Below are 25,175 nucleotides of genomic sequence, written 5' to 3'. Positions count from 1 at the left end.
TCGGCAGGCGGCACCACCACAACCTTGACCCCGGCCCCACCGCCTTGGAGTGCAGAAACTGCCTCAGTTGAGAAAACGCCCAACTGTTCGACCGCCAACGCTCTGTTTTGCTGCGCGGCTGTTGATTGACACGCTCCCGTATCCCCCGTGTACAGGAGGAAAAGGGCGGGCCTCCTGCCGTTTCTAGCTGAACTCCTAAGCGGCCTTGGCGTCGGTATCCCCAGACGGAAAGGACTTGAGGCGGGATCCCGCCAAGAATGTAAACGAAACGCCAAAAACTGTCACCCGATCCCTCGAAAAAGCTGGAGGGGTGGGGATATCCTGAAATAGGCAGCAACAGATCCGGTGCAGAGTTGAGCTGTGGCTCGTTCGCCAACAGGGTGGCTGTTACGCCAGCGAGGCAGCCCACAGGGTTGACATGGAAAGGCGGTCTTTTCTACAAAAGTTACTCCTGGTTGCTGCCGGCCTTGGTCTCTCTCCCGGCTGGTTGGTGGGTCAGGCTGAGCGCTACGGGCAAGCTTTGGCGGCCAGCTCCCGCAAGTTGGCTCTCTTGATAGGCATTAACCGCTACCCCGGCGAGGGATCCCCGTTACAGGGGTGTGTCACGGATGTGGAGCTGCAGCGGGAGCTGCTGCGGTATCGCTTTGGCTTTGACCCGGCAGACATTCTCATCCTCACCGATGGAGCTGCCACTTCAAGCGCGATCCAGTCAGCCTTTGCCGAGCACTTGGGAAGTGCAAGTCAGACGGCTGAAACGGTAGTGGTGCAGTTTAGCGGCTACGGCCAATGGCGGGCGGGATCTTCGCCCGAGCGCTGGCAGCCGGCGCTGCTGTTGGCTGGCCCTGAAGAAGCGGCGGCTATGGGTCTGGAGCGCTTTTTCCAGCTTGTGCAAAGCTTGGGCACAGCCCAGCTCACGACCGTACTCGATTGTGGCTTTACCTATGTTGCACCCGCAGTACGGGGCAACTTGCAACTGCGCTCCCGCCCGCCGAAAGTCCCCAAGGAAGTAGCCTCTACCTCCCCAGAGGCGGTGGCTCCCGGTCGCCTGCCTTCTGGTGAAGTGCAGCAGATTTGGCCCTCTCCGCCCAAGGGGTTGTTAATTGCCGCCACCACCCCCCAAGATTTGGCGGCAGAAGCCGCTTGGCCGGGATTTCATGCAGGGATACTCACCTACCTGTTGACGCAGTACCTGTGGGAGACCACACCTGCCACCCGCCTGCTGATAGCCTTCAACCAAGTGGCCGGTCAGCGGGAGCTGGGCCTGTTTGCTTGTCAGCGCCCCATCCTGGAGGGCAAAGAAACGGCTCGGCGCATCCCGCCCTACTTCCTCACCCCCCCTCAGGTGGGAGTCAGCGGCGCCATCCAGGAAGTGAAGGGGAATCGGGCCCAGGTGTGGCTGGGTGGGATCCCACCGGCGGCACTCTGCGGCTTGCAGCCAGGTACTCTTTTGGTTCCCATTGCTGCCGAGCCTTCCACCGCCTCGCCGGTGCCGCTGCTGATTCGTTCTCGCAGCGGCCTGTTGGCACAGGTGCAGCCGGCCAACGGGGAAGGTCAATTTCCCCCCGTGGGCACGCTGGTGCGGGAGCAGTTGCGCAGCCTCTCCAGCAGCCTCAAGCTTTTGGTGGGTCTGGAAGACAACTTAGGCCGCGTTGAAAAAGTAGATCTGACCAACGCTATCGCCGGCTACAGCTGGATGGAGACGGCCAACCCGCGCGAGCGCCAGGTGGATTGCCTGCTGGGCCGCATCACCCCCGAAATGGCCGCCGCCTTTCAATTGGACGCTCTGCCCAAACCCCTGGAAGTCAACAGCTACAGCCTCTTTTGGCCGGGGCGAGAATTGCTGCTCAATTCCTGCGGGCCGGCTGGGGAAGCTGCCGCTACGGCAGTGCAGCGGCTGGTGCCCCGTCTGGCCCATCTGCTGGCGGCCAAGCGCCTGCGGGCTACCCTCAACGCGGCAATCTCGCCGCTGGCGGTGGTGGGGGAATTGTCCACCAAGGGCAAACCCTTGCGGGGGTCACGGCTTGCCCAAGGGGCCGCTGCTCCTGGCGAGCCAGGCATGCCACGCTTTATGCGCGGGGATCCCCTCTATCTCACTCTGCGCAACGAGGGCGAGCAGGATCTGTTCGGGTACCTGTTGATGGTCGATTCCAGCGGGCAACTGCACCTGCTGGCCCCCATGCCCCAGGAGGACTTTGCCCTGCCGCTGCGCCTGGAGGCCAAGAGCAGCCTGACTTTGCCACCTCTGCCTGAGATGGCTGGCAATTCGCGCTCTGCCGTCAATCCCGATCTGCTCACCTGCCATGCCCAGGGGCTGACCGAGCTGCTGTTTGTGGCCAGCACTCGCCCCTTGTCGGCCAGCTTGGAAGCCCTCAAAACCATGGCCCGCAAGCTGGGGGTAGCCCGTTCGCCGCTGTTGCTCAATGGGCCGCTGGAATGGACGCAAATTCTCCTCGAGGAGTTGACCCAGCGTGCCCCCGAAGGGGATCCCGACTTGCGCTGGCTGGATCCCGGCCAGGCTGTTACCCTTTCCCTCACCTATTTGCTGGTTTAGCTCAGCAACAGGGCAAACAGGCCACAGAGAGCAATGCCATCGAAAACCCCGGCCCCGCCAATGCTGAGAATGCCCGAGCAATTGCGCCGCAGCACCTCCGGCAAGTGCAGCAGATCCGCTCCGATCACCGTGCCCAAAACCCCGCCAGCAAAGGCCACCGCCGGCGCCTGATCTCCAGCCCAGAACATGGCGGCCAAGGCTGCCGTAGCCGGGGCGGTCAAGGGATTCATCTGAATGCCGATTCCGGGCACCACGTGGGAAGCATAGTAGCTGACCACAGTCACCAGCGCCGTTACGGCCAGGATCAACAGCCCATCGGCCCGGCCAAATTGATACAGGGCCAAGAGCACCGGGATCAGCCCCCCGCCCACGTTCAGAGCAACCACGGTCTCCTGAGAGATCTTGGCCAACGGGATCCCCCAAAATTGCCGTATCCACAGGCTGGCCAGGTCTTCCACCAGCGTTACCTCGCACTTCACACGATACAGGGGAATATTGACCGAGCTGCCCGCCAGGATAGCCAGCAGCAGCAACAGCGCCCCCTCCCGCGAGAACCCCAACTTGCCCACCGCCAACGCCACCACATCCACCGCCAGCCCCAGCCAGAGGAAAGGCAGCAGCAGCACCAGCATCAAAAACAGCAACAGCGAGACCGGCAAGTAGAACATGGCAGGGATCCCTGGCGCTCGGGTGTCAGCTCCAGCCTATCAAGACTGAGTGTGATTTTTTCGGGCAAGGTCTGTAACCATAAGTCTGCAATCGGCTTTACTCAGTCTATAGGCCGAAGATTTTGTTGCGAATATCATGGGCGATTTCAAGACCGGCACGCCAATCTCCAGCAGTCTTAGACAGGGTAATCAAATAACGTCGATCCCCATAAAAGCAAATCTTGATGTGAGGGGATTCTGAAACAAGCTCAAAACCAAAATTCTGAAGCTCTTTTTCGGCACGATTACTCCATTTTCGGTAGTCACAAAACCAGTGGTCTACAAATTCTCTAATGCTTTGGCGGCAACTGTCGCCCTCACATGCATCGTTACTCTGGATTAAGTCTTTAAGGATATGCTGAACTCGACTTTCTTGGTGCACTTGGTTAATTGCCCTGCGTAGAATTTCCAGGATAAAGCTCTTAGCCTCTTGTGGGTAAAAGTCTCTCTCATTTTCTAGCCTTAATACTATATCACATTCTGATAAGATCTGCTCTCTGTAACGTTTATCCCCTTTGCATTGGTACTGCACAGACAGAGTCTTTTGAAAACCTTCTACACTTAAATTAAGAAAATCTCTCTCCTCTTCAAGACTCTTGATCTTTTGGTTCCGGTCTTCTAGTTCTATCTCTAATTCTTGTAGTTTTTCATCTTTCTGTTGAAGCTGGCGTCGCAGATCTGAAAGCTGCCTTTCGTAACTTTGCCGCCACTGTTCTTTCTCCTCAATTTGCTGAAAGAGATCCCTGGCTCTTTGCTCTTGGAGTTGGAGCTTCTCAATCAGGCAGTTTTGCTCAGCTACCCGAGCTTCCAGGCTTGTGACTTGCTCGTTCTTCCGCTGGAGCTGAGCTTGTAGTTCAGAGAGCTGGCTTTCGTAATTGCGTAGTTGCTGCTTCCTTTCTTCTATTTGCTGAGAGAGATCCCTGATTCTCTGCTCCTGGAGCTGAAGCTTTTCAATCGAATGAGCCTGCTGAGCCAGTTGCGCTTTCAGAGCCTGGATTTGCTCATTGCTCTGCTGAAGCCGAGCTTGTAGCTGTGCAAGTTCGTCTTGCTTACTACGCAGCAGATGCTCTTTTTCCTGAACTTGCTGAGACAAATTTGTAGCGGACTGCCGCCATTTTTGCAGATCCACTAACAGTCTTTGGATCTCTTCCTCTTTTTGTGCAGCTTGATTCCCCGGTTCCAGGTTCTCTGCCTGAGCGCTTCGTAGCTGCTCTGGTGCCTGTCTCTGGGTTTCCTCATCCTTCTGTAGAAGCTGATCCTCCGTTTCCTGAAATTGCTCAAAGGAAGGACGAGGCAGCTCTAAGACAACCTGACCTCTTTGAGCCTGGGATCCTGCCAGTGATTTGTTACGCTCTACTTTCTGAGCCGCTACACTGCCAGCTCCTGCTACAAGAGCCACCGTGAGAGCTCTCCTAAAAGCTGGCTGAGGCAGAGAGGCAATGGCGGCAGCCGCGAGAGCAGTAACGATGTGGACGTTAAAGGGCTTAGCCATGACAACAGAGAGCGTTGGGCGAGAAGGAGTTGGAACTAAGGATAACCGCTGATGCCAGAACCGTGAAAGAAATACAAAAATTCTATATAGTATAATATTTTGAGGAGGAGTCCTTTGGAGCTTTGTTAAGTTTCAAAAAATCAGAAGGAAAAACAACGAACTTCACCGTTGCCGCATTTGCGGATCCAAGGCATCTCGCAATCCATCCCCGACAAAATTGATGCTCAGCACGGTCAAAAAAATCATCAGTCCGGGGAAGAAGGCCATGTGGGGCGCTTGCTCCAGGTAATTGCGGGCATCGAAGAGCAATCTGCCCCAAGTGGGCACATCCGGCGGGAACCCCAGCCCCAAGAAGCTCAGCGTTGACTCGGTGATGATCGCCGTCCCTACTGATAGCGTCGCCGCCACAATCACAGGGCTGAGCACATTGGGGAAAATATGCACCCAGATCAGCCGACGGGCCGGAGCCCCAATGGCGCGAGCCGCCAAGACAAAATCCATTTCCCGCACGCTCAAGAAGCTGGCCCGTACCAGCCGCGCCACCGACATCCAATTCAAGCTGCCGATCACCAGCACCACCAGGATAAAAATCCCCGTTTCTGGCCCTGCCAAGCGTCGCAAGCTCTCTCGAAACAGAAAGATCACCAACAACAACAGCGGCAATTGCGGCAAGGAGAGAAACAAATCCGTAAACCGCATCAGGGCCATATCGATCCAACCCCCATAAAACCCCGATATCGCCCCGATCAAGGTGCCCATCGTAATGGCCACCAGCATTGAGGTAATGCCCACTGAAAGCGATACTCGCCCGCCGCGCAACACCCGCGCCAAGACATCTTGTCCCAGGTCGTTGGTGCCAAAGGGATGGGCCCAACTGGGGGGCAGTTGAGAACGAGAAAAGTCGATCTGGCTGGGGGAAGCTGTGTAGATCAGCGGGCCCACCACACATCCCAAGATGATGAGCAGCAAGGTGGCCGTCCCAAACAGGGCCAGCCTATCCCGACGAAAGCGCCGCCAGGCATCCCCCCACAGGGTACGCGGGGGGCGTTCCTGAACGTTGGCTTGAGGGGGAGCAGGGATCGAAGCAGACATCGGACACCTCTAGAAGTTTGAGGGTGAAAGATTGTTGAAGAGCCGGATCCCTAGCGGGTATACTGCACCCGCGGATCCAAAATGCTGTAGAGAATATCCGCCACCAAATTGAAAATCACGATCAAGATGGCGTAGATAAAGGTGATGGCCATCACCACCGGCGTATCGCCCCGGAAGATGGAATCCACCAACAAAGCGCCGATCCCAGGTACGCGAAAAATCTGCTCTGTAACCAGCGCTCCGGTAAACACGGATGGAATATCCAGGGCCACCAGGGTTACCACCGGGATCAAGGCATTGCGCAAAATGTGCCGATTCACCACCACCCATTCTTGCAAGCCTTTGGCCCTGGCCGTCCGCACGTAATCCCGGTTCATTTGCTCCAGCATTGAGGCTCGCACAAAGCGCATCAGCACCGCTGCCTGGAACAACACCAAGACTGTCACAGGCATGATCGATTGGCGCACCTGGGCCACAAAACTTGCCCAATCGGTTACCCGCAGCGTGCTGTTGTAGATGAAGGGGAACCAGCGCAGTTGCACACTGAAAATGATGATGAACAAAATACCCGTAAAAAAGGTGGGCAAGGAAAAGCCAACAAAAGCCAGCGTCGTCACCACTTGGTCGAAGAGGGTGTAGCGCTTCAGGGCAGAGATCACGCCCAAAGGCACCGCCAGCAATGCGCCGATAATATATGCAGTGCCAACTATCCAAAGAGTGGTGGGCAACCGTTGCAAAATTAAGTTCAACACGGGGCTGCGGCTGGTAAAAGAAAAGCCCATATCCCCCTGCATAAAAGCCCACAGCCACTTCACATAGCGGATGTAAATCGGCTGATCTAGCCCCAAAGAACGGCGAATGTTCTCCCGTACTTCCGCAGTGATGGCAGGATTGGTGGCAAATTCTGCCATGGGATCCCCAGGTGCCAAAGCCAAGATGGCAAACACCACGATGCTGATGGCCAGCAAGGTGGGAATGGAGATCAACAGGCGATTAATCAAGTAGCGCGTCATAAAAACAAAGAGACAAAAATGAAAGCAATGCCATCATGGTAGGGATGTTGGCAGCAAAATGTTAGGGGAAAGCCTTTCTTGCCCAGAGAGGAAAAAAAGAGGCAAGGGATCCCTCCCTCACCCCCGCCCCTCCCCGACAGGATCCCCTAGGACTTGCGAGTCCAATCTTTGATGTTCCAAGGTTCCAGATCCCAGGGGGTGAGATCGATCCCTTCCAGGCTGTTGGCCGCTGCCGACGGGCTGGAGCGGTCGATCAAAGGAATCACCGCCACATCTTCTACTGTCAGGAAGTTGTTCATTTTCTTGATCTGCTCCTCCCGTTCTTTGGCATCGGTCATCGCCACCAGCTCGGCAAACATGGCGTCGTAGGTGGGGTTGCAATAGCGGGAGTCGTTGGACTTGGCCCAGTTGTTTTCTTTCTGGGCAATCTCCTCGCAAAGGTAACGGCGCAGGTAACTCGTCGGATCCGGGTTATCGTTGCCAGTGGTGTACATCTGTAGGTCAGCGTAGAAGTGGCCCAGGTTGTCGGGGTTGTTGGGTTCGCTGTCGAAGAAGATGCTGGCATCGATGCTCTTCAGCTCCAGGTCGATGCCGATCTTGCTGAAGTCTTGCTTGATGATCTCCTGAGTTTTCTGGCGCACCGGGTTAACAGAGGTTTGGAAAACCATGCGCATCTCTACACCACCTTTGTCCCGAATGCCGTTGTTGTTGCTATCTACCCAACCGGCTTCATCCAGCAGCGCTGCAGCTTTCTCCAGGTTGAATTCCCAGGGAGCGTTGGCCCGCAGGTTTTCGGGAAATAACACGTAGTCATTGGTGGGGGTACCGGCCACGCCGTAGATCTGATCGGCGATGGTTTGCCGATCCACAGCCAGGCTCAAGGCTTTGCGCACGTTCAAGTCCGTCAGGAACGGATGGGGCACATCCTTGTGGGAGCGTTGCCCGTCTTTCTCTACGTTGGGGTCGGAGAAATTGATAACGATCCGCTCCATGCTCGGGCCAGGCTTGGGAATGACCCGACCAATGCCTGTAGCCTCTAGCTGAGCGAGCACTGCAGCTTCTACCTGGGTGTTCCAGGCATAGTCGGCATCGCCGGTTTGCAGCACCGCCCGTGCCGCAGAGGTGGCATCTCCACCTCCCTTCAATTCCACGCGCTTGAAGAAGGGCTTGCCCTCTTCCCGAAAGTTCTTGTTGGCCACATAGACGATCACATCCCCTGGCCTCACCTCTTCGGTAATGTAGGGGCCAGTGCCAATGGGGGCCAGGTTGGCAGGGGCCTCGCGGGAGTTAGGGCCGTTGTAGTCTTTGAAGATATGTTTGGGAATGATCATGCCGTTGCTGCCGACAAAGGGCACAAACCAAGCCACCGTCGGCTTTTTGAAGGTGATTTTCACCGTGGTCGGATCCACAGCTTCCACCGAGGCAACATCGGCATAGTATTCGGAGGTAATCGCCCCCACTTCTGGGTTGGAAACGTACTCGTAGGTGAAGACCACATCTTCAGCGGTGAAGGGTTCTCCATCCGCCCAAGTGACCCCGCTCTTCAACTTCCAGGTGACAGAGGTCAGATCTTTGGCAACGCCGCCGTTTTCAATGCTGGGGATTTCTGCTGCCAAAAAAGGCACCATTTCACCACGGGCATCAAAGCTGGCCAGAGGCTCATAGACCAAGCGGCTGGCTTCAAAGTCTTTGGTTCCTGTGGAGAGGTGAGGGTTAAGCAGAGTTGGCGCTTGCCAGTACAGCAACCGCAGGGTGTCGTCGGCTTGGGCCTGGACGGGTATCCAATGCTGGTGAACCAGCAACCCTCCCACCACAAACAGGGGAATCAACCACAGCCGCAGCTTGACCAACCGCAGTCTCAGACGTTGGAAAGGATGAAAAGACATTTACACTTACCTCTTGTAAACAGACTCAGCTAGGGGACTGGCGCTATGGCCTCCAAGTCATCCCAGAGATTTTCAGCCTTTGACTGGCAAGAACCGGGTAAGGTTCCCCCCCCGGCGGTCCGATTGAGGTCAACTTTGTTGGATGAGGGTTTGCCTCAATCAAGACCTCTTTTAGGTTTAGGTTTCACCAAGGTAGCAGATGGACGGGATTTTTCTGTAATTCGTTACACAGTATTGCCAGATCCCGCTTGCAGAGCCCTAGAGGGTTGGATTGCTGGGAATGGGGTTCCCCCGTTTGGTGCAAATGGATACGCAAATGTCTGTAGAAATGAGCAAGAATGGTGGCAGGGTTTCGTCAACCCTTAGGTGCTGCTCCTCTTTAGGGTTGGACTTGAACTCGGTCGGGATTGAGCTTGAATTGGTTTGTGTCTAAATGGTTCTAAGGGATGCTGGATTTTTCTGGAAAAATTCGCCATATAAGGGGAAATCCTTTTCCTTTGCTGTAGCGGTGACAAGGATCCCAGGAGCATGGCGCGATTGTTAGAAGTATGGCGGCTGGAAACGCGGTTCTATACCCAGGATGGAGTGGTGAAGGCCGTCAACGGTTCCAGCTTTCACGTGGACGAGGGGGAAACTCTGGGCATTGTGGGGGAATCGGGATCCGGCAAAAGTGTCACCATGCTCTCGGTGATGCGGCTGATCCCAACACCGCCGGGCAAAATTGTGGGGGGCGAGGTGCTGTTTGCCGGCCAAGACCTGCTCAAGCTGAAAGAATCGGAAATGCGGCGCATCCGGGGCAACCAGATCGCCATGATCTTTCAAGACCCCATGACCTCCTTGAACCCTGTCTTGCGAGTGGGCCAACAAATTGCCGAGGCTCTGCAGTTGCACCTGGGCATGACTCCTGCCCAAGCACGGCAGCGGACTATTGAACTGTTACAAATGGTTGGGATCCCGGCAGCAGCCGAGCGGGTGGATCACTATCCCCACCAATTCTCCGGGGGGATGCGGCAGCGGGTGATGATTGCCATGGGCCTGTCCTGCCGCCCAAAGCTGTTGATTGCCGATGAGCCCACCACCGCCTTGGATGTGACGATCCAAGCCCAGATTGTGGAGTTGATCAAAGCCTTGCGCGAGGAGATCGGCATGGCGATTATCTGGATTACCCATGATTTGGCCTTTTTGGCGGGCCTGGCCGACCGGATCTTGGTTATGTACGCCGGCCAGATTGTGGAAGAAGCTCCGTTGCACCAGCTTTACAAAAATCCCCGTCATCCCTACACCATCGGCCTGCTGCAGAGCATCCCCCGCCTGGATGAGCGCCGCCGCGAAAAGCTGCAGCCCATTGAGGGCATGCCCCCGGATTTGGTCAACTATCCCAAGGGTTGTCCGTTTGCGGCCCGTTGTCGCTTCGTCATCGACCGCTGCTGGAGCGAAAATCCAGAGCTGGAGTCCGTTGGATCCCAGCATGCGGTGGCTTGCTGGGTAAAGCCGGAAGGAAAAGCCCATCTGCGGTCAGTGGCCGGTGTCGGCGGGGACGGTGAATCGCTGGAGAGGACGGCCCATGGTTGACCCCCCTTCTTTCCCGGCCAGCGCCTCTGTCGATGCTTGCCCACCTGAGACCGGCCAAGCCACCTTGGTGCGCGTCGAAAACCTAAAAGTGCATTTTCCCATTCGGCGGGGGCTAATCCTGCAACGACAGGTGGGATCCGTCAAGGCGGTGGATGGGGTGAGTTTTGCGGTGCGGCGGGGAGAAACCCTGGGGCTGGTGGGAGAATCGGGCTGTGGCAAGAGCACCCTTGGGCGAGCCATTTTGCAGTTATGTCGGCCCACCGCCGGGAACGTGTATTTTGGGGGTGTCGATCTGACCCAGCTCAGCCCGGAAGAGCTGCGCCGCATGCGGCAACGCATGCAGATGGTGTTTCAGGATCCCTATGCCGCTCTGAATCCCCGCCAGACGGTGGGGGCAATTGTGGGGGAGCCCCTGACAGTCTTTAGGGTGGCCGGGGGCAAAGCGCAGCAGGAGCGGGTCAGGGAGCTGCTGGAGGTGGTCGGCCTCAATGCCAACTTTGTCAACCGCTATCCCCACGAGTTTTCGGGCGGGCAACGGCAGCGGATTGTCATTGCCCGTGCCTTGGCTTTGAAGCCGGATTTTATTGTCTGTGATGAGCCGATCTCGGCTTTGGACGTGTCGATTCAGGCCCAGGTGATTAACTTGCTGCAGTCTTTGCAAGAGCAGTTCGGCCTCACCTATCTGTTCATCGCCCATGACCTGAGCGTGGTGCGCCACATTTCCGACCGGGTGGCGGTGATGTACTTGGGCAAGGTGGTGGAGCTGGCGGATCGCGACGAGATTTACCAAAATCCTCTCCATCCCTATACCCAGGCACTGCTCTCGGCAGTTCCCATTCCCGACCCGGAAGTGGAAGCCAGGCGCAAGCGGATCATCCTCAAGGGCGATGTGCCTAGCCCGGTCAACCCGCCCAAAGGATGCAACTTCCACACCCGCTGCCCTTGGGTAACAGAGGCGTGCCGTCAAGATCCACCCCCGGCATTTCGCGAGGTGAGCGCGGGGCATTTTGTGGCTTGTCACCTGGTGCCCTAGGTAGCCCTCAAGGGATCCCGGCCACTCCTGTTTGGCGGGCAGCTTGGATCACGGCGGCAGCCACCTGAGGAACTACCCGCCCATCGAAGACCGAGGGAATGATCCACTGGGGATCCAAATCTTCCGGTGGGATCAAATTGGCAATGGCCTGGGCGGCAGCCAGGCACATCTCAGTGTTGATCTGCTTGGCGCGGCAATCGAGAGCGCCGCGGAACACCCCTGGGAAGGCCAGCACATTGTTGATCTGGTTGGGGTAGTCGCTGCGCCCGGTGGCCATCACGGCGACTCGATCTGCCACCAGCTCGGGCTGGATCTCTGGCACCGGGTTGGCCAAGGCAAAGACAATGGGATCCGGCGCCATTTTCTCCACCATCTCTGGTGTCAAAGCATTGGCCACGCTCACCCCGATGAACACATCTGCTCCCACCAAAGCCTCTGCCAGGGATCCGCTCTCCTCAACGGCAACGGCAGCTTTCTCGGGGGTGAGGTCGGCGCGGGAGCGGCTGAGGATCCCTTGGCGGTCGCAGACCAGGATATGTCTGGCCCCGGCCCGTCGCAGCAGTTGAGTTACCGCAATACCGGCTGCTCCTGCCCCGTTGAGGACAATGCGCACCTCCTCTAGGCTTTTTTTAACCACCTTCAAGGCATTCAACAACGCTGCCAGCACCACAATGGCGGTGCCATGCTGATCGTCGTGGAACACCGGCAGGTTGAGACGGGCCTTGAGCTGCAACTCGATGGCAAAGCAGCGGGGGGCGCTGATGTCCTCCAGGTTGAAGCCGCCAAACCCTGGTGCCAGGCGCACCACCGTCTCCACAATTTCCCCCACCTCCTGGGTGGCCAGGCAGAGCGGGAAAGCATCGATATCAGCAAAGCGTTTGAACAGGGCTGCTTTTCCCTCCATCACTGGCAGAGCCGCCTCCGGGCCGATATTCCCCAGGCCCAGCACGGCGCTGCCATCGGTTACGATGCCAACGCAATTGCCCTTGATGGTGTATTCATACACAGCGCTGGGATCGGCGGCAATTTCCAGCGCCACCCGACCCACGCCCGGGGTATAGGCCATGGCCAGATCGGCGGCGCTCTCCAGGCGGCTTTTGGCCACCACCTGTAGCTTTCCCCCCCGGTGCAGCTCAAAGGTGCGATCCACCACCCGCTCCACTTTTACGTTGGGCAAAGAGGCAACAGCGGCGCGAATTTGCTCGGCATGCTCGCTGCTAACGGCATCCACGCAGATTTCCCGCACCGTTTCGGCTGCCGATTGGTGGATGAGGTCGATCTGGCTGAGGCTGCCTCCCACCTCGGCAATAGCTTGGGTAACACGGGCCAGCGCTCCTGGCTGGTTGGGCAGGCGCAGACGTAGAGCAATGCTGTAGCTGGAGCTGGGGGTGAGTTTTGTCATAGCTTTCTATAGTAGAAGAAAAATTGCCTTCAGCAGAGCAAGCTCCTCAACACTGAGCCCTCCGGTTCGGCACCCAACCTTCTCCCTCCGGAAGCAGGGTTGGGGGTGAGAATAACCCTAGGATCGAGAAATCCCGAAGACAGGCGATCCTCCTTCTTGCATATGACAGCTTCTGCTGCGGCAACTTCCGATTCCGACCTCAATACTTTTGCCGATTGGCTGGAAGGTTACTACAGCAACCGCGCCCAAGCCATGGCAGAACCGGTGTGGTTTGTACCGGTGAGCCTTTGGTACGTGCGCCTTCCCCACCTGTTTTCAGAAGGAATCGGCTTTTTTACCGAGCAATTTAACGAGCACACGCCAGGCCGGTTTTACCGCAGCCGGGTGCTGCAGGTATTGGCGGATCCCTTGCGGATCGAGAACTATAAGTTGCGGGATCAAGCGGCTTGGGCAGGTGCCTCTCAGGATCTGCAGCGCTTGGCGCAGCTTTCTCTGTCTGACTTGCAGCATTTGCCCGGTTGTCGCATCCTCGTAGAAAAGCGCGCAGACTGCTACCACGGCCAGATGCTGCCGGGCGGTGGCTGCCGCCTCAACCCCGGCGACAGCACCTACATCCACATCGAGTTTGACCTCACAGCCCAGGAATTCATCACCTGGGATCGCGGCTTCGACGCCACCACCGGCCAACAAACTTGGGGATCCCGCGCCGGCCCTTACCGCTACCAGAAAAGGATCCCTGTGGTATTTCCCCCTCGCCCCTAAGGGTTCGGAAAACTGTTGGGCTAGCTAGGAGGGCTATGGGAACAAAAAAGGAAACAGGTCGCGGAAACCCCTGCGCAGCTTGAGCAAAAAGATCAGCCGCTCCACCTCTGGAGAAACAGATCCGGTTTCGGGCCGGGCTGCCAGGGCTGCCTGGAGTTGCAGAGCTTCGCCAGCGGTGAGGGGCTGATTATCGACCGGAGAGCGAGCCTGCAAATCTGGCTGCGCCCGCAGCACCTCCTCAGGGATTTCAGAAGCCGGGGGCAAAGCCAAGGCCTGATTCGGCGGATACAGCAGGAACACCAGCAGACTGGCCCATCCACTGCTCCTTTTGACCCAATGCTTTCGGTTCACCGGATGCAAATCTCTCGGTCCACTCCGCCTTATCCTAGCTACCCCAGGGATCCTCAGCCTCTCTCCCGGCACCCTAGAACCAGTACCGTATAAGCCGGGGAACATCACACCTGCCGGAATCCAGGCCCGTCAAACGGTCAAACCACAGCGAGCCAGTCCTCAGCTCCCTAATCTTACTCGGGATCTTGCCCAGGCCGTCTTTTTGCAGCGAGCCAAAATCCCCCTTAGCCGGCCATTGCTTCCGAGCGCTCTTGGATCACTCGGTCTACAATGCCGTAGGCTTGGGCTTCCGTAGCCGAGAGGTAGAAATCCCGCTCCACATCCCGCTCGATTTTCTCCAGCGGCTGGCCAGTCATTTGCGCCAAGAGCTCATTCATACGCCGCTTGACCCGCAAAGTTTCGCGGGCGCGAATTTCGATATCGCTGGCCTGACCTTGGATCATCCCCAGGGAAGGCTGGTGCAGCATGATGCGGGAGTGGGGCAGGGCAAAGCGTTTTCCCTTGGTGCCGGCAGCCAGCAAGAAGGCCCCCATCGAGGCTGCTTGGCCCACGCAAACGGTAACAATGTCGGGCTTGACGTGGTTCATGGTGTCGTAAATGGCCATGCCCGCCGTTACAGAGCCACCAGGAGAGTTGATGTACATCACAATATCCTTTTGCGGATCCTGGGAGTTGAGGTAGAGCATCACCCCCACGATGGTATTGGCCAGGTTGTCGTCGATGGGCTCGCCGATAAACAAGATCCGCTCTTGGTACAGGCGGTCGTCGAGGCTGATCCACTGGCTGTAGGGCTCACCGGGCAGACGGTAGGGAACGCGAGGCACTCCAATCGGCATAAGTTTCTCCTGGCAAAGTACAGAACACTACACAGAACGATGCGCTTGCAAGAGGTCTTGCGCGCTCAAATCTAGCTGGGGCAAAACCGAGGAAACAATGCGTTCAGGGCCGGTTTTAACCTCGTCTTCGTATTCCCCGCCAACCCAGCGCGACACCGACTGCTTGGCGGGATCCACAATCCAGTATTCCAGGATCCCACGGGCAGCATAGTCTTTGCGCTTGTCTTGATAATCACGTTTTTCATTGTCTATTCCAGGAGAAACCACTTCCACCACCAGCAGCGGCGGGGGCATGGGCAGCCGAAGGGTTCCGCGACCGTTCCCCAGCAAGCTCACATGGTCAGGATGTAAAACCATCACATCTGGGTTGCGAAACCGAGCCTTGGCTGCGGGCACTTCGACCTCAACTTGGCCCAAGCTCAGGCGTTGGACGGGCAAAAACTTGAGCAATTCCGCAATCAGAAACAGCTCAATGAGGGTGTTAATGCGCTCCTCAGTTGGCACTTCCCGAATATACCCGTCTTCAAGTTCAAGCCGTCCTTCATAAGGCCAGCTTTTGAGGCGTAGGTACTCCTCCGCCGTTAAAGGCTGTACAGGGACCTGAACCCTCGACGGATCCCTCTGCTTCAGCTTTTGGCTGTTGCCAACTTCGGCAGGGCTTTGGAGCTGGTCAACACCTGATCGATAAGACCGTAGGCTTTGGCCTCTTCCGGAGTCATGAAAAACAGCCGCTCCGTATCCTTCTTGATGCGCTCTATGGGCTGGCCCGTGCTGCGAGATAATTCCTCCAGCATCATGTTGCGCAAGGTCAAGATCTCGCGGGTGCGAATTTCAATATCGCTGGCCTGTCCACGGGTGCCCCCATACGGCTGATGCAGCACGATCGTGGCATTGGGCAAACTGGCCCGGAACCCCTTGGCGCCCGCCGCCAACAGCATGGCCGCCATGCCAATGGCATTGCCAATGCAGATGGTATGCACCGGCGGCTTGATGTAGTTCATCGTATCCAGAATGGCAAAAGCTGCCGTGTCGTAGCTGTAGGTGCCCGTCGAGTTGATGTACATCTTGATCGGCTTTTCCCGATCCTCGTACTGCAAATACAGCAATTGTTCCACAATCAGCTTGGTGACGTTGGCATTCGCCTCCTCGGCCAGGGGCAGACCCAGATAGACAATGCGCTCTTGCAGCAGCAGCGAAGCCAAATCGGGAGGCGGAGTCCGAACCGGAGCGCCGCCATAGTAGTAGGTCGATTGCACCATGCCAAAGTTCTCCTACGGCCAATCCCTTGACTCTAGAGACAACTTCCTAGAACGACAGCACAGATGAAGGACAAGAGCAAGGGATCCGAGAACAGCAGCGGATCCCTTGTCTTCCTAAGAACCAGAACCTGAAGGGGAGGCGGCAGCTTTACTCCGCTCCCTGGGGCAAGAGCACCCGCTCCGGCTCCGTGACCAGCACCTTGGGCTTACGCTCCTCGTCCACATCGATGAGGACTTCTGATCCCTCTTTGACGTGGCCAGTCAAGATCTCTTGTGCCAGGATGTCTTCCAACAGGCGCTGAATAGCACGGCGCAGCGGACGTGCCCCATAGCTGGGGTTGTAGCCCTCCTCCACCAGCAGATCCTTGAAGCGATCGCTGACCGTGAGGTAAATCTTCTTCTCCTTCATGCGGTCGAACACTTCCTTGAGCAGGATGTCGGCGATCTGCTTCACTTCCTCCTTGGTCAGTTGCCGGAAGACGATGATCTCGTCCACCCGGTTGAGGAACTCGGGGCGGAAGTACTGCTTCAGCTCCTCGTGCACCAAGTTGCGGATGCGGTTGTAGTTCGCATCTTCGTCGTTGGTGTTGAACTCGAAGCCGAGGCTGCCACCACCCTTCTCGATGACCTTCGAGCCAATGTTCGAGGTCATCACGATCAGGGTGTTTTTGAAGTCCACCGTGCGGCCCTTGGCGTCGGTCAGGCGGCCGTCCTCCAGGATCTGCAGCAGCAGGTTGAACACGTCCGGGTGGGCCTTCTCGATCTCATCGAAGAGCACCACCGTGTAGGGACGGCGCCGCACCGCTTCCGTAAGCTGCCCCCCCTCGTTGTAGCCGACATATCCGGGCGGGGATCCGATCAGCTTGCTGACCGTGTGCCGCTCCATGTACTCCGACATGTCGAGGCGGATCATAGCCGACTCGGAGCCGAAGAAGTAGGCCGCCAGGGCTTTGGTCAGCTCGGTTTTGCCTACCCCTGTTGGGCCGGAGAAGATGAAGCTGGCGATGGGACGGTTGGGGTTTTTCAGCCCCACGCGAGCCCGACGAATGGCCCGCGAGATGGCCCGCACCGCCTCATCTTGGCCGATGATGCGCTGGTGCAGGGTTTCCTCCATGTGCAGCAGCTTCTCCGACTCGCTCTCGGTCAGCTTGGCCACTGGCACGCCCGTCCAGGCGCTCACCACTTGGGCGATGTCCTCTTCGGTGACCTCTGGCATCTCTTGGCGGCTGCTTTCCTCGGCTTTTTTGGCCGCCGCAATGGCGCGGATCTGCTGCTTGATCTCCATCTCCCGATCCCGCAGCTCGCCGGCCCTGTCGAAGTCTTGGGCCCGCACCGCGGCATCCTTCTCCTTAAGCACCCGCCGCAGCTCCTGATCCAGCTCCCGCGCCGCCGGCGGCAGTTGCGAGTTGATCAGGCGCACCCGCGAAGCCGCCTCGTCGATGAGGTCGATGGCCTTGTCCGGCAGGAAGCGGTCAGAGATGTATTGGTCGGCCAGCTTGGCCGCTGCCTCCAAGGCCGCGTCGGAGATCTTCAGCTTGTGGTGCTGCTCGTAGCGCTCCCGCAGGCCAAACAGGATCTCGATCGTCTCTGAAACGCTCGGCTCGCCCACCATGATGGGCTGGAAGCGACGCTCCAGGGCGGCATCCCGCTCGATGTGCTTGCGGTACTCATCCAGCGTGGTGGCGCCGATGCACTGCAGCTCGCCGCGGGCCAAAGCCGGCTTGAGGATGTTGGCGGCATCGATGGCCCCTTCGGCAGCCCCGGCTCCAATGAGGGTGTGCACCTCGTCGATGACCAGGATGATGTTGCCGGCGTTGCGGATCTCATCCATGATCTTCTTGAGGCGCTCCTCAAACTCGCCGCGGTACTTGGTGCCAGCCACCAACAGGCCGATATCCAGGCTGACCACCCGCTTGTCGGCCAAGATGTCGGGCACGTCCCCCTGCACGATGCGCTGGGCCAGACCTTCGGCAATGGCGGTCTTGCCCACGCCCGGCTCGCCGATAAGAACGGGGTTGTTCTTGGTGCGGCGGCCCAAGATCTGGATCACGCGCTCGATCTCCCGCGTCCGACCCACCACGGGATCCAGCTTGCCCTCTTGGGCCAATTGGGTGAGGTTGGAGCCGAATTCGTCCAGGGTTGGCGTCTTGGTGCGGCTGGAAGACCCACCCCCTGCCGTCACTTCGGCGGTCTCGCCCAACATGCGGATCACCTGAGTGCGCACCTTGGACAGATCCACCCCCAGGTTTTCCAGGACGCGAGCAGCTACCCCTTCCCCTTCGCGGATCAGGCCCAGGAGCAGGTGCTCAGTGCCGATGTAGTTGTGGCCGAGCTGGCGAGCTTCTTCTAAGGAGAGCTCCAGCACTCGCTTGGCGCGGGGAGTGAAAGGGATCTCGACGGCCACAAAGCCGGATCCCCGGCCAATAATTTTCTCGACTTCAATGCGGGCGTCCTTCAAGTTCACTCCCATGGACTTGAGAACTTTGGCGGCGACCCCAGTGCCCTCGCCGATTAACCCCAACAAGATTTGCTCGGTGCCAACGAAATTGTGACCCAACCGTCTGGCCTCCTCCTGGGCCAGCATGATCACCTTGATGGCTTTTTCCGTAAAGCGTTCAAACATGATCCTCGGGCTCCCTACGCCTGCATCAAGGCGGACTTGATAGGCTTAATCCTAACACAGGATTCAGGCCAACTAAGGGACGGTAAATACCCCAGACGAAAAATCATCTGGGATCGTGACGCGCCTGGAGAGATTTGAACTCCCGACACCGTGGTCCGTAGCCACGTGCTCTAGTCCACTGAGCTACAGGCGCAAGCTATCTACCTGCAAGAAAAGCGAAACAGCCACGGTTGAAGACCCGTCTCTCCTATCCAGAGATGGAAGCTTATCAATGTGGCTTAGGTATTCTAGCACAAGAGCGTTTTTTGGGAAGTCCAACGGGGTTGTAGATATCCGCCAACGTTCAACAATGCCCTGGCCAGGATCGCGGAACTTCTCCCCCCACCTCGAGGCCGGCTTGGGAGCTGCTGGCCGCAAGCACCTGCGTCCAGACCTGGCCGTTGCGCTGCCACAGCCGCACCTGCAGATGGCCGGCCAGGGTGTCGCGGCAGTTGCGCCGCATCCCTTCCGGGCCAGGGGTGAAGACGGTTTGCCCAGGCCGCTGGGTGTGACCTTCCAGTTGGATGCACCAACGGGCGTCTTCGCCGCGCACCTGCCAGGATCCCCAGGGATCCACCTGCCAGGTTAGCCGAGCTTGGCCGGGCCGCCACTCCAAAAAAGGCTGGGATCCCCCGCCGTGCAGGCTGATCAGGGCGACTTCTTCGGGGCGGGTGAGCACCTGCCGCTCGGCTCCGGCGCAGGTGAGGCTGAGGCCGGAATGGTTGGGAAAGGCGTTGCACTGGATCCAAAACCAGCGGCGAGGGAAGCTTTGTCCCCAGTTTTTTTCGGCGTAGGCGGGGGCCTGCTCGAATTCGAAGCGCCTGCCCCGCCACTCCACCCAGCCGCTGGCCAGGCCGTGGCTCATCAGGATCTGCCAGCCCGGCTCGAAGATGGGCAGATAAGACCAGGCTCCCATGGTGGCCCGCGGCGGGATCCCGTAGGCAGAGCAGAGTTGAATGCGATAGAGCCAGCGGATGGCCTCGCCTCTGACAGGATCTGGCAAAATCCCCTGGTTGAGGCGGGCGGTGTATTGGTAGCCGCTGGCGGTGTGTTGGAAGAAGGTGAGGGGCTCCTGCAGCCCTCGCCAGCTCTCGCCTGGCCCGCCAGCGTGCCCCAAGGCCAGGTGCCGCCAACTGGCCCAGAAGCGCTGTGGATTGGGGAAGGTGCGCCAATGCAGCTCCTCGTCTGGCCCCAACACCTGCGCCATGCCTCCCCGCCTGGGGTCGATGGCGTACATGAAGGCAAAGCTAATGGGCGGATCCCCAGGTAAAGTGACCCGGCTGTACCAGCCCTCAAAAAACCGCTCTGTGCAGCCATCCCAGTGATAGCCGGCATGGGGCAGGGATCCCCAGTCCGTTGAGCCGTTTTGCTTAAAGCACTCTGCCACCGGAGAGCAACTCCCTCGAGAATCGCCAGAAGATAGAAAAAAGTCTATAGCTACCAAAAAAACAATTGTATTGTTTCTATGTCTGTCTGCTTTTAGGATATCAACCAAGCTGAGATTTTAAGTCCAACTTTTTGGGACTTTTCGGCCTTAAGTTTGTGCCCTATGCGATGCTGAATACGCCCGCAGATGGGGGCACTTCGGCTGAGGGGGTAGGGTACGCCTGCGCTAGGTTAGTCGTCCGACGGTTCTATCTTGGGATCCAAGCTCTTGGCGGTAAGGCGCAAGGCTTCCGCCTGATCCATCACTCGAGGCGCTTGCACTGCCGTCTCAACCCCTTGCCGATAGCTCTCCCACAAGGGCATTTCCGGGTAGGTTTGCTGCAATTTTTTGATCTCATCTAGCAGAGCGCCCAGCCAGCCAGACGTACCCCAGGTGAGCAAAAACTGCAAGGGATTCCAGAGGTTGAGTTGCCGCCCCAATTCGTTGAGGCTTTCGTTGCGAATGGGCGGGTCGAAGATGTCGGCCACCGTCATCAACTGGCGCGCCAAGAGCGGCCTGAGGGTTGTCTCAGCAGCCTCCACAACGGCGGGAAGAGCGGCTTGGATGCGCTCGGGACTGGGAATGTGCCGGGCCTGGGGCAAAGCTTGCAGCAGCAACTCCAGGCGTCGCCCCGCCTCTGCCGACTCCAAAGCCGATTCTAGGGTTGTGCCCACGCTGAGAAACACTTCTCCCGTCAACAGCCGCACGGCGTCGATAACCAAGTGGTACAGGGGCGGGATCGCCAGCTTGATCCACTCGCTCTGGAAAAACTCCCGCAGCCGCCGCGCCAGATAGTCCCCCACTTGGGTGGTTTGGATCCCCACTTGGGTGAGGGAGAGGTACCAGTCGGGGGGGGATCCCTTGGGATCAAGCCACTGGCGCAGAGTTTGCCATTCCTCTTCTGTGAGGGCAGTTCGCCCCTGTTTTAAGACGCTGCGCCGCAGCTTGCCCTCAGCATTCAAGAGCTTGCGCAGCTCCGGTGTGCCCAGCAAAGAGAGGGCGCCTGCGGATCCCACGCTGCCGATCTCGACAGCAATAAGGGCGGCCAAGAGGGCGGCTGAGGCTTCCACTTGGATCTCGCCGCTTTTGTCCATCACCAAAGGTAGGCGGCTGTTGCCATAGGCCCGCAGGCTCATCGCCTCCAAGGTAGAGCGCTGCTCAGAGGTCAAGGCCCCCGCCCAGGCAGGGATGCCGTTGGTGGCTGCTTCGGGGTGTGGTGGCTCCTGCAGGCTGTGATACAGCAGGCTGGCCACCCAGGCTCGGTCGGCGGCCCGTTCCAGAGAGCCGATGACCACCTCCCATTGGCAGGGGTTGAGCAGAGGCAAAAGCGCTTGCAGCTCTCGCCGGAGGGGCTCTGGAGAGGTTGTGGCTCTGGCTTTGTCTAGAGTTGCCTGCAGCCGATCTCGCGCCTCGCGGCACAAGCCGCCCCACTCCAGTTGCCAACGAGCTAGGGTCTGCTGCACTGTTTCTTCGGAGCGTCGGGGCAGCTCCTGCCAGCCCGCCTCCAGTTGCCGCCACAGCTCCTCCCAGTTCAGATCCCCGGCCCTAGAAGGTGGAGAGTTCGCCGGCGCGGCAGGTGGGGCAGCGTTGGGATCGAGATTGGGGGAGAAGAACTCAGGCATGGGCAAACTTGGCCTCAGGGGCATTACCGGCATTATAGCTAGGGGTAAAAGGCGAGCTGTGGTAGGCCCAAGGTTTCCGGCCACCCCATCATTAGGTTGAGGCATTGCACCGCTTGCCCGGCTTGTCCCTTCATCAGGTTGTCGATCACCGACAGGACAATGACCCGGTTGGTGCGGGTATCCACTTCCACCCCAATCATGCAGGTGTTGGTGCCGGCAACCCACTTGGTTTGCGGGTAAACGCCGCGGGGCAGCACCTTGACCCAGGGGGATTGGCGATAGAAGGCGTTGTAAATGGTGATGAGATCTTCGCCCACAAGGCCGGGATCCCGCAGGTTGGCGTACAAGGTCACGTGGATGCCCCGCACCATCGGCACCAGGTGGGGCGTAAATTGCACGGTGATGGGGGTGTGGGTGAGGTCGGAGCAGGCCTGCTCGATCTCGGGTGTGTGCCGGTGTTGGGCCACGCCATAGGCGCCTAGCGAGCTGTCCACCTCGGCAAATAGGGATCCCAGCTTGGGGGTGCGGCCCGCCCCCGAGACGCCCGATTTGGCATCGAAAATCAGGCTGTCCAGCTCCACCAACCCCTGGCGCAGCAGGGGGGCAACCGCCAACAGGGAGGCCGTGGGGTAGCAGCCGGGGCAGGCTACCAGTTGGGCTTGGGCAATGGCCTCCCGGTAGAGTTCTGGCAGCCCGTAGACCGCTTGCTCGTTGGCCTGGCGATAGGCAGGGCTAGGCCAGTTGGGATCCGTCTGCCCCAGGCGATACCAGGATTGGTAGGTGGCCAGGTTGCGAAAGCGATAGTCTGCCGAGAGATCGAGAACTTTGCACCCTTTGGCTAGCAAAGGCGGCGCCAGGTCTGCCGCCAGGCCGTTGGGCAGAGACAAAAAGACAACGTCGCTGCTAGCAGCAATGGCCTCCACATCCACAGGCTGGATGGTCAAATCCACCGCTTGGGCCAGGTGAGGATAGAGATCCCCGTAGCGTTTGCCGGCGCTGTCTTGACCGGCCAGGTAGGTGATCTGCGCGCCGGGGTGTTCGCTGAGCAGCCGCACCAGCTGCACCCCTCCATAGCCGGAGGCCCCGACAATGGCAACGCGGACAGGATCGGTGGGGGGAAGAGAACGAGGCGCCGTAGTGGCCATGGGGGATGCTTGTGCAGAATTGCAAAGCTGACGGGTTGCCTTACTATTTATCGCATTTGCCGCTGCCTTGGTTGAACTCACCTGCTCTGTTGGGCTCAGTGTTGCCTGAGCCGGGAGTTATACTGGGCTCACGCGAGCCGCTCGGGCCTCAGCAGCCGCCTTGGCTGTTGAGGTCGTGCCCAGGGATGTTCCCTACCTCGTCGGGAAGGGTTATATGTACTACGAACAATTGATCAACATGATCCTGCGGGCCTGCGGCCAAAGCAGCCGCCACGGCCTGGATCAGGAAACGTTGACCCTCTACTCCGAAGGCCCCTACACCCTCTACAGGCTCACCTCCCATTTCGACCGCCGCTCCATTTTCGTTTTGGCCCAAAACCAGCGGGATATGTTTGTCTCTGGAGATGCGTTTCACAGCAAGCTGATCCCGGGAGAATGGCAGGAGTGGCTGCACCAGAAGGCTTTGGCTGTTGCCGACAAGACACCCCAGGCCAGCTAGCCGGCGAGGGCCAAAACTCCGGGCTGAACCTGCTGGGGCACCACTGAGAGCCGATCCAACTTGGCACAATAGGCCAGGTCGCTGTCGTTTTCGGGGCTAATTGCCAGCAGCCGCTGCCCATGGCTGGAGCGCCGCAACAGGCCCAGGAGATTGTCTTGCCAAGTTTGGTAGAGGGCCAGGGCGGCCACTGCCTCGTCGTTGCCCAACTGCTCCTCCGAACAGCCCAGGCGATGCAGAACTGCCCCGGCACAGGCGGTGTCTTCCAAAGCAAACGCCCCCTCCCAGCCGGATCCCACCAGCCACACCTCGGCAAAAGCTCCTCGCCTGAGAAACTCCACTACCGCTCCCAAGTTCACCAGGGCCGCCGTGATCACCACCGGGATCCTTTCTAAGCGCTGCAGGGTGCGGGTGCCGTTGGTGGTACTCATGAAGATGCGCTGGTCCCGCACGCGCTCTGGGGTGTACTCGCGGGGGGAGTTGCCTAGGTCAAATCCCGTCACCGTTTTGCCGCCTCGCTCCCCGGCCAAGAGCCGTTTGGAGGCCGGCCAGCTCCGGCTGGCCGCTTGCAAGGACTGCAAGTCGGCAAACACCTCAACGGCCTCTGCCCCTGCCGCCAGAGCTGCGGCGATGGTGGTGGTGGCCCGCAGCACGTCGATGGCCACTGCGCAGGCTGGGATCCCTGCCGGAGGGACTTGCTCAGGGGTGTGGAAGTGGAAAAGTTGCATGAGAGAGGGAGCAAAAAAGGTTCAACTAGAGCCCCACGAGAGCTTATTAGAACTCACGCCGGGCAAACACCAGCACCGTCAAAATGAGCAGCAAAACGGTGTAGATCAGACCGTAAAGCGCGTCGCCAAGGAACTGGGTGGGCGGAGGAATTTGGCCGTAAACGGCAGCATCTCTTAGATTAAAGCGCTCCAGATCCGGCAAGACCAAGTAAATGACCTCGAACACCTTGCCAAAACCTGCGTCTTCCACCAGCTTGCTTAACTGCAGCAGGGCGCGGCTGGCGTGGCCCATAATGAACAGGGCAATGGTGTAGAGGGTGGCCAAAATTGGAGAGGTAAAAACCCCAAACAGCAGCGCTGCCGCCACAATCAGCACCAGTTCCAAAAAGGTGAAAACTACTGCCCAGAGAATGGCCCAGGGGGAAATGGGGGCCTGCACCAACAGCAGGCTGAGCAAAAAGACGGCCGTCATCATTGCTAGCAGCACCGACAGCAAAGCCGACAGGCCCAGATGCTTGCCGACAATAAACTCCGCCCGGCTCATGGGCTTGGCAATCAGCACATAGACCGTGCGCCTCTCGATCTCTTTATTCACCAGCCCGGTGCCGACGAAAATAGCCACCACCAGCGCCAGGAAGTGGATAGCGGCCAGACCCAGATCGGCAATGATCTTGTTGTGGGCCTGGTTGGCTACCTGGGGGATCAAAACGATGGCTCCCAACATGGCCACCGCAAACACCATCACCAGATAGAGAACGCGATCCCGAATCGTTTCCCGGAAAACATTCTGGGCAATGGCCACGACGCGCGCCGCATCCATAAGCTGACCTCAAGCAAGCGACATCCAGCTATACACTTGTAGAAGTCCAGCTTTATTCTATGCAGTTCCAGGCCCAGATTCAGATCCACCTGCGCCCCTCGGTACTTGATCCTGCTGGGGCTGCTCTCCAGGCTAGCTTGCATCGGTTAGGGCATACCCAGGTGCAGGGAGTGCGCATTGGCAAACACATCCAACTGCGGCTAGAGGCCCCTGACGCCGAAACTGCCCGAGAGCAGGTGAACGAGCTGTGCGAGCAACTGCTGGCCAATCCGGTCATCGAGACCTATCAAATCCAAGTGGATCCTGTAGAGAGTTGATTG

General features: G+C 58.5%; 22 protein-coding genes and 1 tRNA gene. 6 read left to right on the top strand and 17 right to left on the bottom strand.

Translation table 11 applies throughout. The annotated features are described in order from the left end of the window. Positions 1–418 precede the first annotated feature (418 nt). Positions 419–2,551, top strand: coding sequence for a caspase family protein (locus ACVWXC_RS04135; protein WP_011429560.1), 2,133 nt, complete (start codon positions 419–421; stop codon positions 2,549–2,551). Here the strand turns inward: ACVWXC_RS04135 and ACVWXC_RS04130 are convergent. From ACVWXC_RS04130 to ACVWXC_RS04110, 5 genes are all read right to left on the bottom strand, one after another. After that, positions 2,548–3,219, bottom strand: a complete 672-nt coding sequence (locus ACVWXC_RS04130; protein ID WP_011429559.1) for a DUF1614 domain-containing protein — start codon at positions 3,217–3,219, stop codon at positions 2,548–2,550. The genes ACVWXC_RS04135 and ACVWXC_RS04130 overlap by 4 nt on opposite strands. A 106-nt stretch (positions 3,220–3,325) precedes the next feature. After that, a complete protein-coding gene (locus ACVWXC_RS04125) occupies positions 3,326–4,657 on the bottom strand; it encodes a hypothetical protein (RefSeq protein WP_457391298.1) in 1,332 nt (443 codons plus the stop codon). 255 nt (positions 4,658–4,912) lie between these two features. Further along, positions 4,913–5,842 carry an ABC transporter permease gene (locus tag ACVWXC_RS04120; protein WP_457391296.1) on the bottom strand — a complete coding sequence of 310 codons (930 nt, stop codon included), beginning with the start codon at positions 5,840–5,842 and terminating at the stop codon, positions 4,913–4,915. 50 nt (positions 5,843–5,892) lie between these two features. Further along, positions 5,893–6,855: an ABC transporter permease gene (locus ACVWXC_RS04115; protein WP_414358333.1), complete on the bottom strand. Its 963-nt coding sequence runs from the start codon at positions 6,853–6,855 to the stop codon at positions 5,893–5,895. 146 nt (positions 6,856–7,001) lie between these two features. Next, entirely contained in the window at positions 7,002–8,741 is a 1,740-nt protein-coding gene (locus ACVWXC_RS04110; RefSeq protein ID WP_457391295.1) for a peptide ABC transporter substrate-binding protein, read from the bottom strand. Between the two features lie 528 nt (positions 8,742–9,269). On the opposite strand from ACVWXC_RS04110, the gene ACVWXC_RS04105 reads away from it, so the two are divergent. Both ACVWXC_RS04105 and ACVWXC_RS04100 read left to right on the top strand, forming a co-directional pair. Continuing rightward, positions 9,270–10,313, top strand: a complete 1,044-nt coding sequence (locus ACVWXC_RS04105; RefSeq protein ID WP_414358329.1) for an ABC transporter ATP-binding protein — start codon at positions 9,270–9,272, stop codon at positions 10,311–10,313. Continuing rightward, the gene (locus tag ACVWXC_RS04100; protein ID WP_457391293.1) at positions 10,306–11,346 is read left to right on the top strand and encodes an ABC transporter ATP-binding protein; all 1,041 of its coding nucleotides are present in this window, start codon (positions 10,306–10,308) and stop codon (positions 11,344–11,346) included. The genes ACVWXC_RS04105 and ACVWXC_RS04100 overlap by 8 nt, the downstream gene beginning before the upstream one ends. Positions 11,347–11,353: 7 nt before the next feature. Here the strand turns inward: ACVWXC_RS04100 and ACVWXC_RS04095 are convergent, their stop codons facing one another. Then, the gene (locus ACVWXC_RS04095) at positions 11,354–12,748 is read right to left on the bottom strand and encodes a malic enzyme-like NAD(P)-binding protein (protein WP_011429558.1); all 1,395 of its coding nucleotides are present in this window, start codon (positions 12,746–12,748) and stop codon (positions 11,354–11,356) included. Positions 12,749–12,910: 162 nt separating this feature from the next. Between ACVWXC_RS04095 and ACVWXC_RS04090 the strand changes: the two genes are divergently transcribed. After that, positions 12,911–13,510 carry a chromophore lyase CpcT/CpeT gene (locus ACVWXC_RS04090; RefSeq protein WP_071813501.1) on the top strand — a complete coding sequence of 200 codons (600 nt, stop codon included), beginning with the start codon at positions 12,911–12,913 and terminating at the stop codon, positions 13,508–13,510. A 33-nt stretch (positions 13,511–13,543) separates the two neighbouring features. Here ACVWXC_RS04090 and ACVWXC_RS04085 read toward each other — a convergent pair whose 3' ends face one another. From ACVWXC_RS04085 to argC, 9 genes are all read right to left on the bottom strand, one after another. Next, positions 13,544–13,810 carry a hypothetical protein gene (locus ACVWXC_RS04085; protein WP_041438869.1) on the bottom strand — a complete coding sequence of 89 codons (267 nt, stop codon included), beginning with the start codon at positions 13,808–13,810 and terminating at the stop codon, positions 13,544–13,546. 275 nt (positions 13,811–14,085) lie between these two features. Beyond that, on the bottom strand, positions 14,086–14,697 hold the full coding sequence (locus ACVWXC_RS04080) for an ATP-dependent Clp protease proteolytic subunit (protein WP_011429555.1): 612 nt from the start codon (positions 14,695–14,697) through the stop codon (positions 14,086–14,088). Between the two features lie 27 nt (positions 14,698–14,724). Continuing rightward, complete coding sequence (locus ACVWXC_RS04075) at positions 14,725–15,327, bottom strand: Uma2 family endonuclease (protein WP_457391347.1); 603 nt, start codon at positions 15,325–15,327, stop codon at positions 14,725–14,727. After that, entirely contained in the window at positions 15,324–15,956 is a 633-nt protein-coding gene (locus tag ACVWXC_RS04070; protein WP_011429553.1) for an ATP-dependent Clp protease proteolytic subunit, read from the bottom strand. The genes ACVWXC_RS04075 and ACVWXC_RS04070 overlap by 4 nt, the downstream gene beginning before the upstream one ends. Before the next feature lie 148 nt (positions 15,957–16,104). Beyond that, a complete protein-coding gene (locus ACVWXC_RS04065) occupies positions 16,105–18,579 on the bottom strand; it encodes an ATP-dependent Clp protease ATP-binding subunit (RefSeq protein WP_457391289.1) in 2,475 nt (824 codons plus the stop codon). 119 nt (positions 18,580–18,698) lie between these two features. Further along, positions 18,699–18,772, bottom strand: a tRNA-Arg gene (locus ACVWXC_RS04060). 150 nt (positions 18,773–18,922) lie between these two features. Beyond that, on the bottom strand, positions 18,923–20,005 hold the full coding sequence (locus ACVWXC_RS04055) for a tocopherol cyclase family protein (RefSeq protein ID WP_457391287.1): 1,083 nt from the start codon (positions 20,003–20,005) through the stop codon (positions 18,923–18,925). Between the two features lie 230 nt (positions 20,006–20,235). Continuing rightward, positions 20,236–21,666, bottom strand: coding sequence for a hypothetical protein (locus tag ACVWXC_RS04050; protein ID WP_414346850.1), 1,431 nt, complete (start codon positions 21,664–21,666; stop codon positions 20,236–20,238). A 38-nt stretch (positions 21,667–21,704) separates the two neighbouring features. Beyond that, positions 21,705–22,811, bottom strand: coding sequence for an N-acetyl-gamma-glutamyl-phosphate reductase (gene argC, locus ACVWXC_RS04045; protein WP_457391285.1), 1,107 nt, complete (start codon positions 22,809–22,811; stop codon positions 21,705–21,707). A 214-nt stretch (positions 22,812–23,025) separates the two neighbouring features. On the opposite strand from argC, the gene ACVWXC_RS04040 reads away from it, so the two are divergent. Continuing rightward, positions 23,026–23,310 carry a hypothetical protein gene (locus tag ACVWXC_RS04040; RefSeq protein WP_414389912.1) on the top strand — a complete coding sequence of 95 codons (285 nt, stop codon included), beginning with the start codon at positions 23,026–23,028 and terminating at the stop codon, positions 23,308–23,310. Here ACVWXC_RS04040 and ACVWXC_RS04035 read toward each other — a convergent pair. After that, a complete protein-coding gene (locus ACVWXC_RS04035) occupies positions 23,307–24,035 on the bottom strand; it encodes a 2-phosphosulfolactate phosphatase family protein (RefSeq protein ID WP_457391283.1) in 729 nt (242 codons plus the stop codon). The genes ACVWXC_RS04040 and ACVWXC_RS04035 overlap by 4 nt on opposite strands. A gap of 46 nt (positions 24,036–24,081) precedes the next feature. Beyond that, positions 24,082–24,855: an ABC transporter permease gene (locus ACVWXC_RS04030; protein ID WP_457391281.1), complete on the bottom strand. Its 774-nt coding sequence runs from the start codon at positions 24,853–24,855 to the stop codon at positions 24,082–24,084. 59 nt (positions 24,856–24,914) lie between these two features. On the opposite strand from ACVWXC_RS04030, the gene purS reads away from it, so the two are divergent. Further along, complete coding sequence (gene purS / locus ACVWXC_RS04025) at positions 24,915–25,172, top strand: phosphoribosylformylglycinamidine synthase subunit PurS (protein ID WP_011429545.1); 258 nt, start codon at positions 24,915–24,917, stop codon at positions 25,170–25,172. Positions 25,173–25,175: the final 3 nt, after the last annotated feature.

The sequence above is a fragment of the Thermostichus sp. OS-CIW-20 genome (assembly GCF_054061455.1).
The sequence above is the reverse complement of the archived record's forward strand: the minus strand, read 5'-3'. Positions and strand labels throughout refer to the sequence as shown.

Excerpts from the sequence above, each read along its gene's own strand:
- ACVWXC_RS04135 (WP_011429560.1), top strand. The coding sequence starts at position 419 with ATGGAAAGGCGGTCTTTTCTACAAAAGTTACTCCTGGTTGCTGCCGGC.
- ACVWXC_RS04080 (WP_011429555.1), bottom strand. The coding sequence starts at position 14,697 with ATGCCGATTGGAGTGCCTCGCGTTCCCTACCGTCTGCCCGGTGAGCCC.
- ACVWXC_RS04110 (WP_457391295.1), bottom strand. The coding sequence starts at position 8,741 with ATGTCTTTTCATCCTTTCCAACGTCTGAGACTGCGGTTGGTCAAGCTG.
- argC (WP_457391285.1), bottom strand. The coding sequence starts at position 22,811 with ATGGCCACTACGGCGCCTCGTTCTCTTCCCCCCACCGATCCTGTCCGC.
- ACVWXC_RS04065 (WP_457391289.1), bottom strand. The coding sequence starts at position 18,579 with ATGTTTGAACGCTTTACGGAAAAAGCCATCAAGGTGATCATGCTGGCC.
- ACVWXC_RS04100 (WP_457391293.1), top strand. The coding sequence starts at position 10,306 with ATGGTTGACCCCCCTTCTTTCCCGGCCAGCGCCTCTGTCGATGCTTGC.
- ACVWXC_RS04130 (WP_011429559.1), bottom strand. The coding sequence starts at position 3,219 with ATGTTCTACTTGCCGGTCTCGCTGTTGCTGTTTTTGATGCTGGTGCTG.
- ACVWXC_RS04030 (WP_457391281.1), bottom strand. The coding sequence starts at position 24,855 with ATGGATGCGGCGCGCGTCGTGGCCATTGCCCAGAATGTTTTCCGGGAA.
- ACVWXC_RS04090 (WP_071813501.1), top strand. The coding sequence starts at position 12,911 with ATGACAGCTTCTGCTGCGGCAACTTCCGATTCCGACCTCAATACTTTT.
- purS (WP_011429545.1), top strand. The coding sequence starts at position 24,915 with ATGCAGTTCCAGGCCCAGATTCAGATCCACCTGCGCCCCTCGGTACTT.
- ACVWXC_RS04095 (WP_011429558.1), bottom strand. The coding sequence starts at position 12,748 with ATGACAAAACTCACCCCCAGCTCCAGCTACAGCATTGCTCTACGTCTG.
- ACVWXC_RS04115 (WP_414358333.1), bottom strand. The coding sequence starts at position 6,855 with ATGACGCGCTACTTGATTAATCGCCTGTTGATCTCCATTCCCACCTTG.
- ACVWXC_RS04070 (WP_011429553.1), bottom strand. The coding sequence starts at position 15,956 with ATGGTGCAATCGACCTACTACTATGGCGGCGCTCCGGTTCGGACTCCG.
- ACVWXC_RS04040 (WP_414389912.1), top strand. The coding sequence starts at position 23,026 with ATGTACTACGAACAATTGATCAACATGATCCTGCGGGCCTGCGGCCAA.
- ACVWXC_RS04105 (WP_414358329.1), top strand. The coding sequence starts at position 9,270 with ATGGCGCGATTGTTAGAAGTATGGCGGCTGGAAACGCGGTTCTATACC.
- ACVWXC_RS04035 (WP_457391283.1), bottom strand. The coding sequence starts at position 24,035 with ATGCAACTTTTCCACTTCCACACCCCTGAGCAAGTCCCTCCGGCAGGG.
- ACVWXC_RS04050 (WP_414346850.1), bottom strand. The coding sequence starts at position 21,666 with ATGCCTGAGTTCTTCTCCCCCAATCTCGATCCCAACGCTGCCCCACCT.
- ACVWXC_RS04120 (WP_457391296.1), bottom strand. The coding sequence starts at position 5,842 with ATGTCTGCTTCGATCCCTGCTCCCCCTCAAGCCAACGTTCAGGAACGC.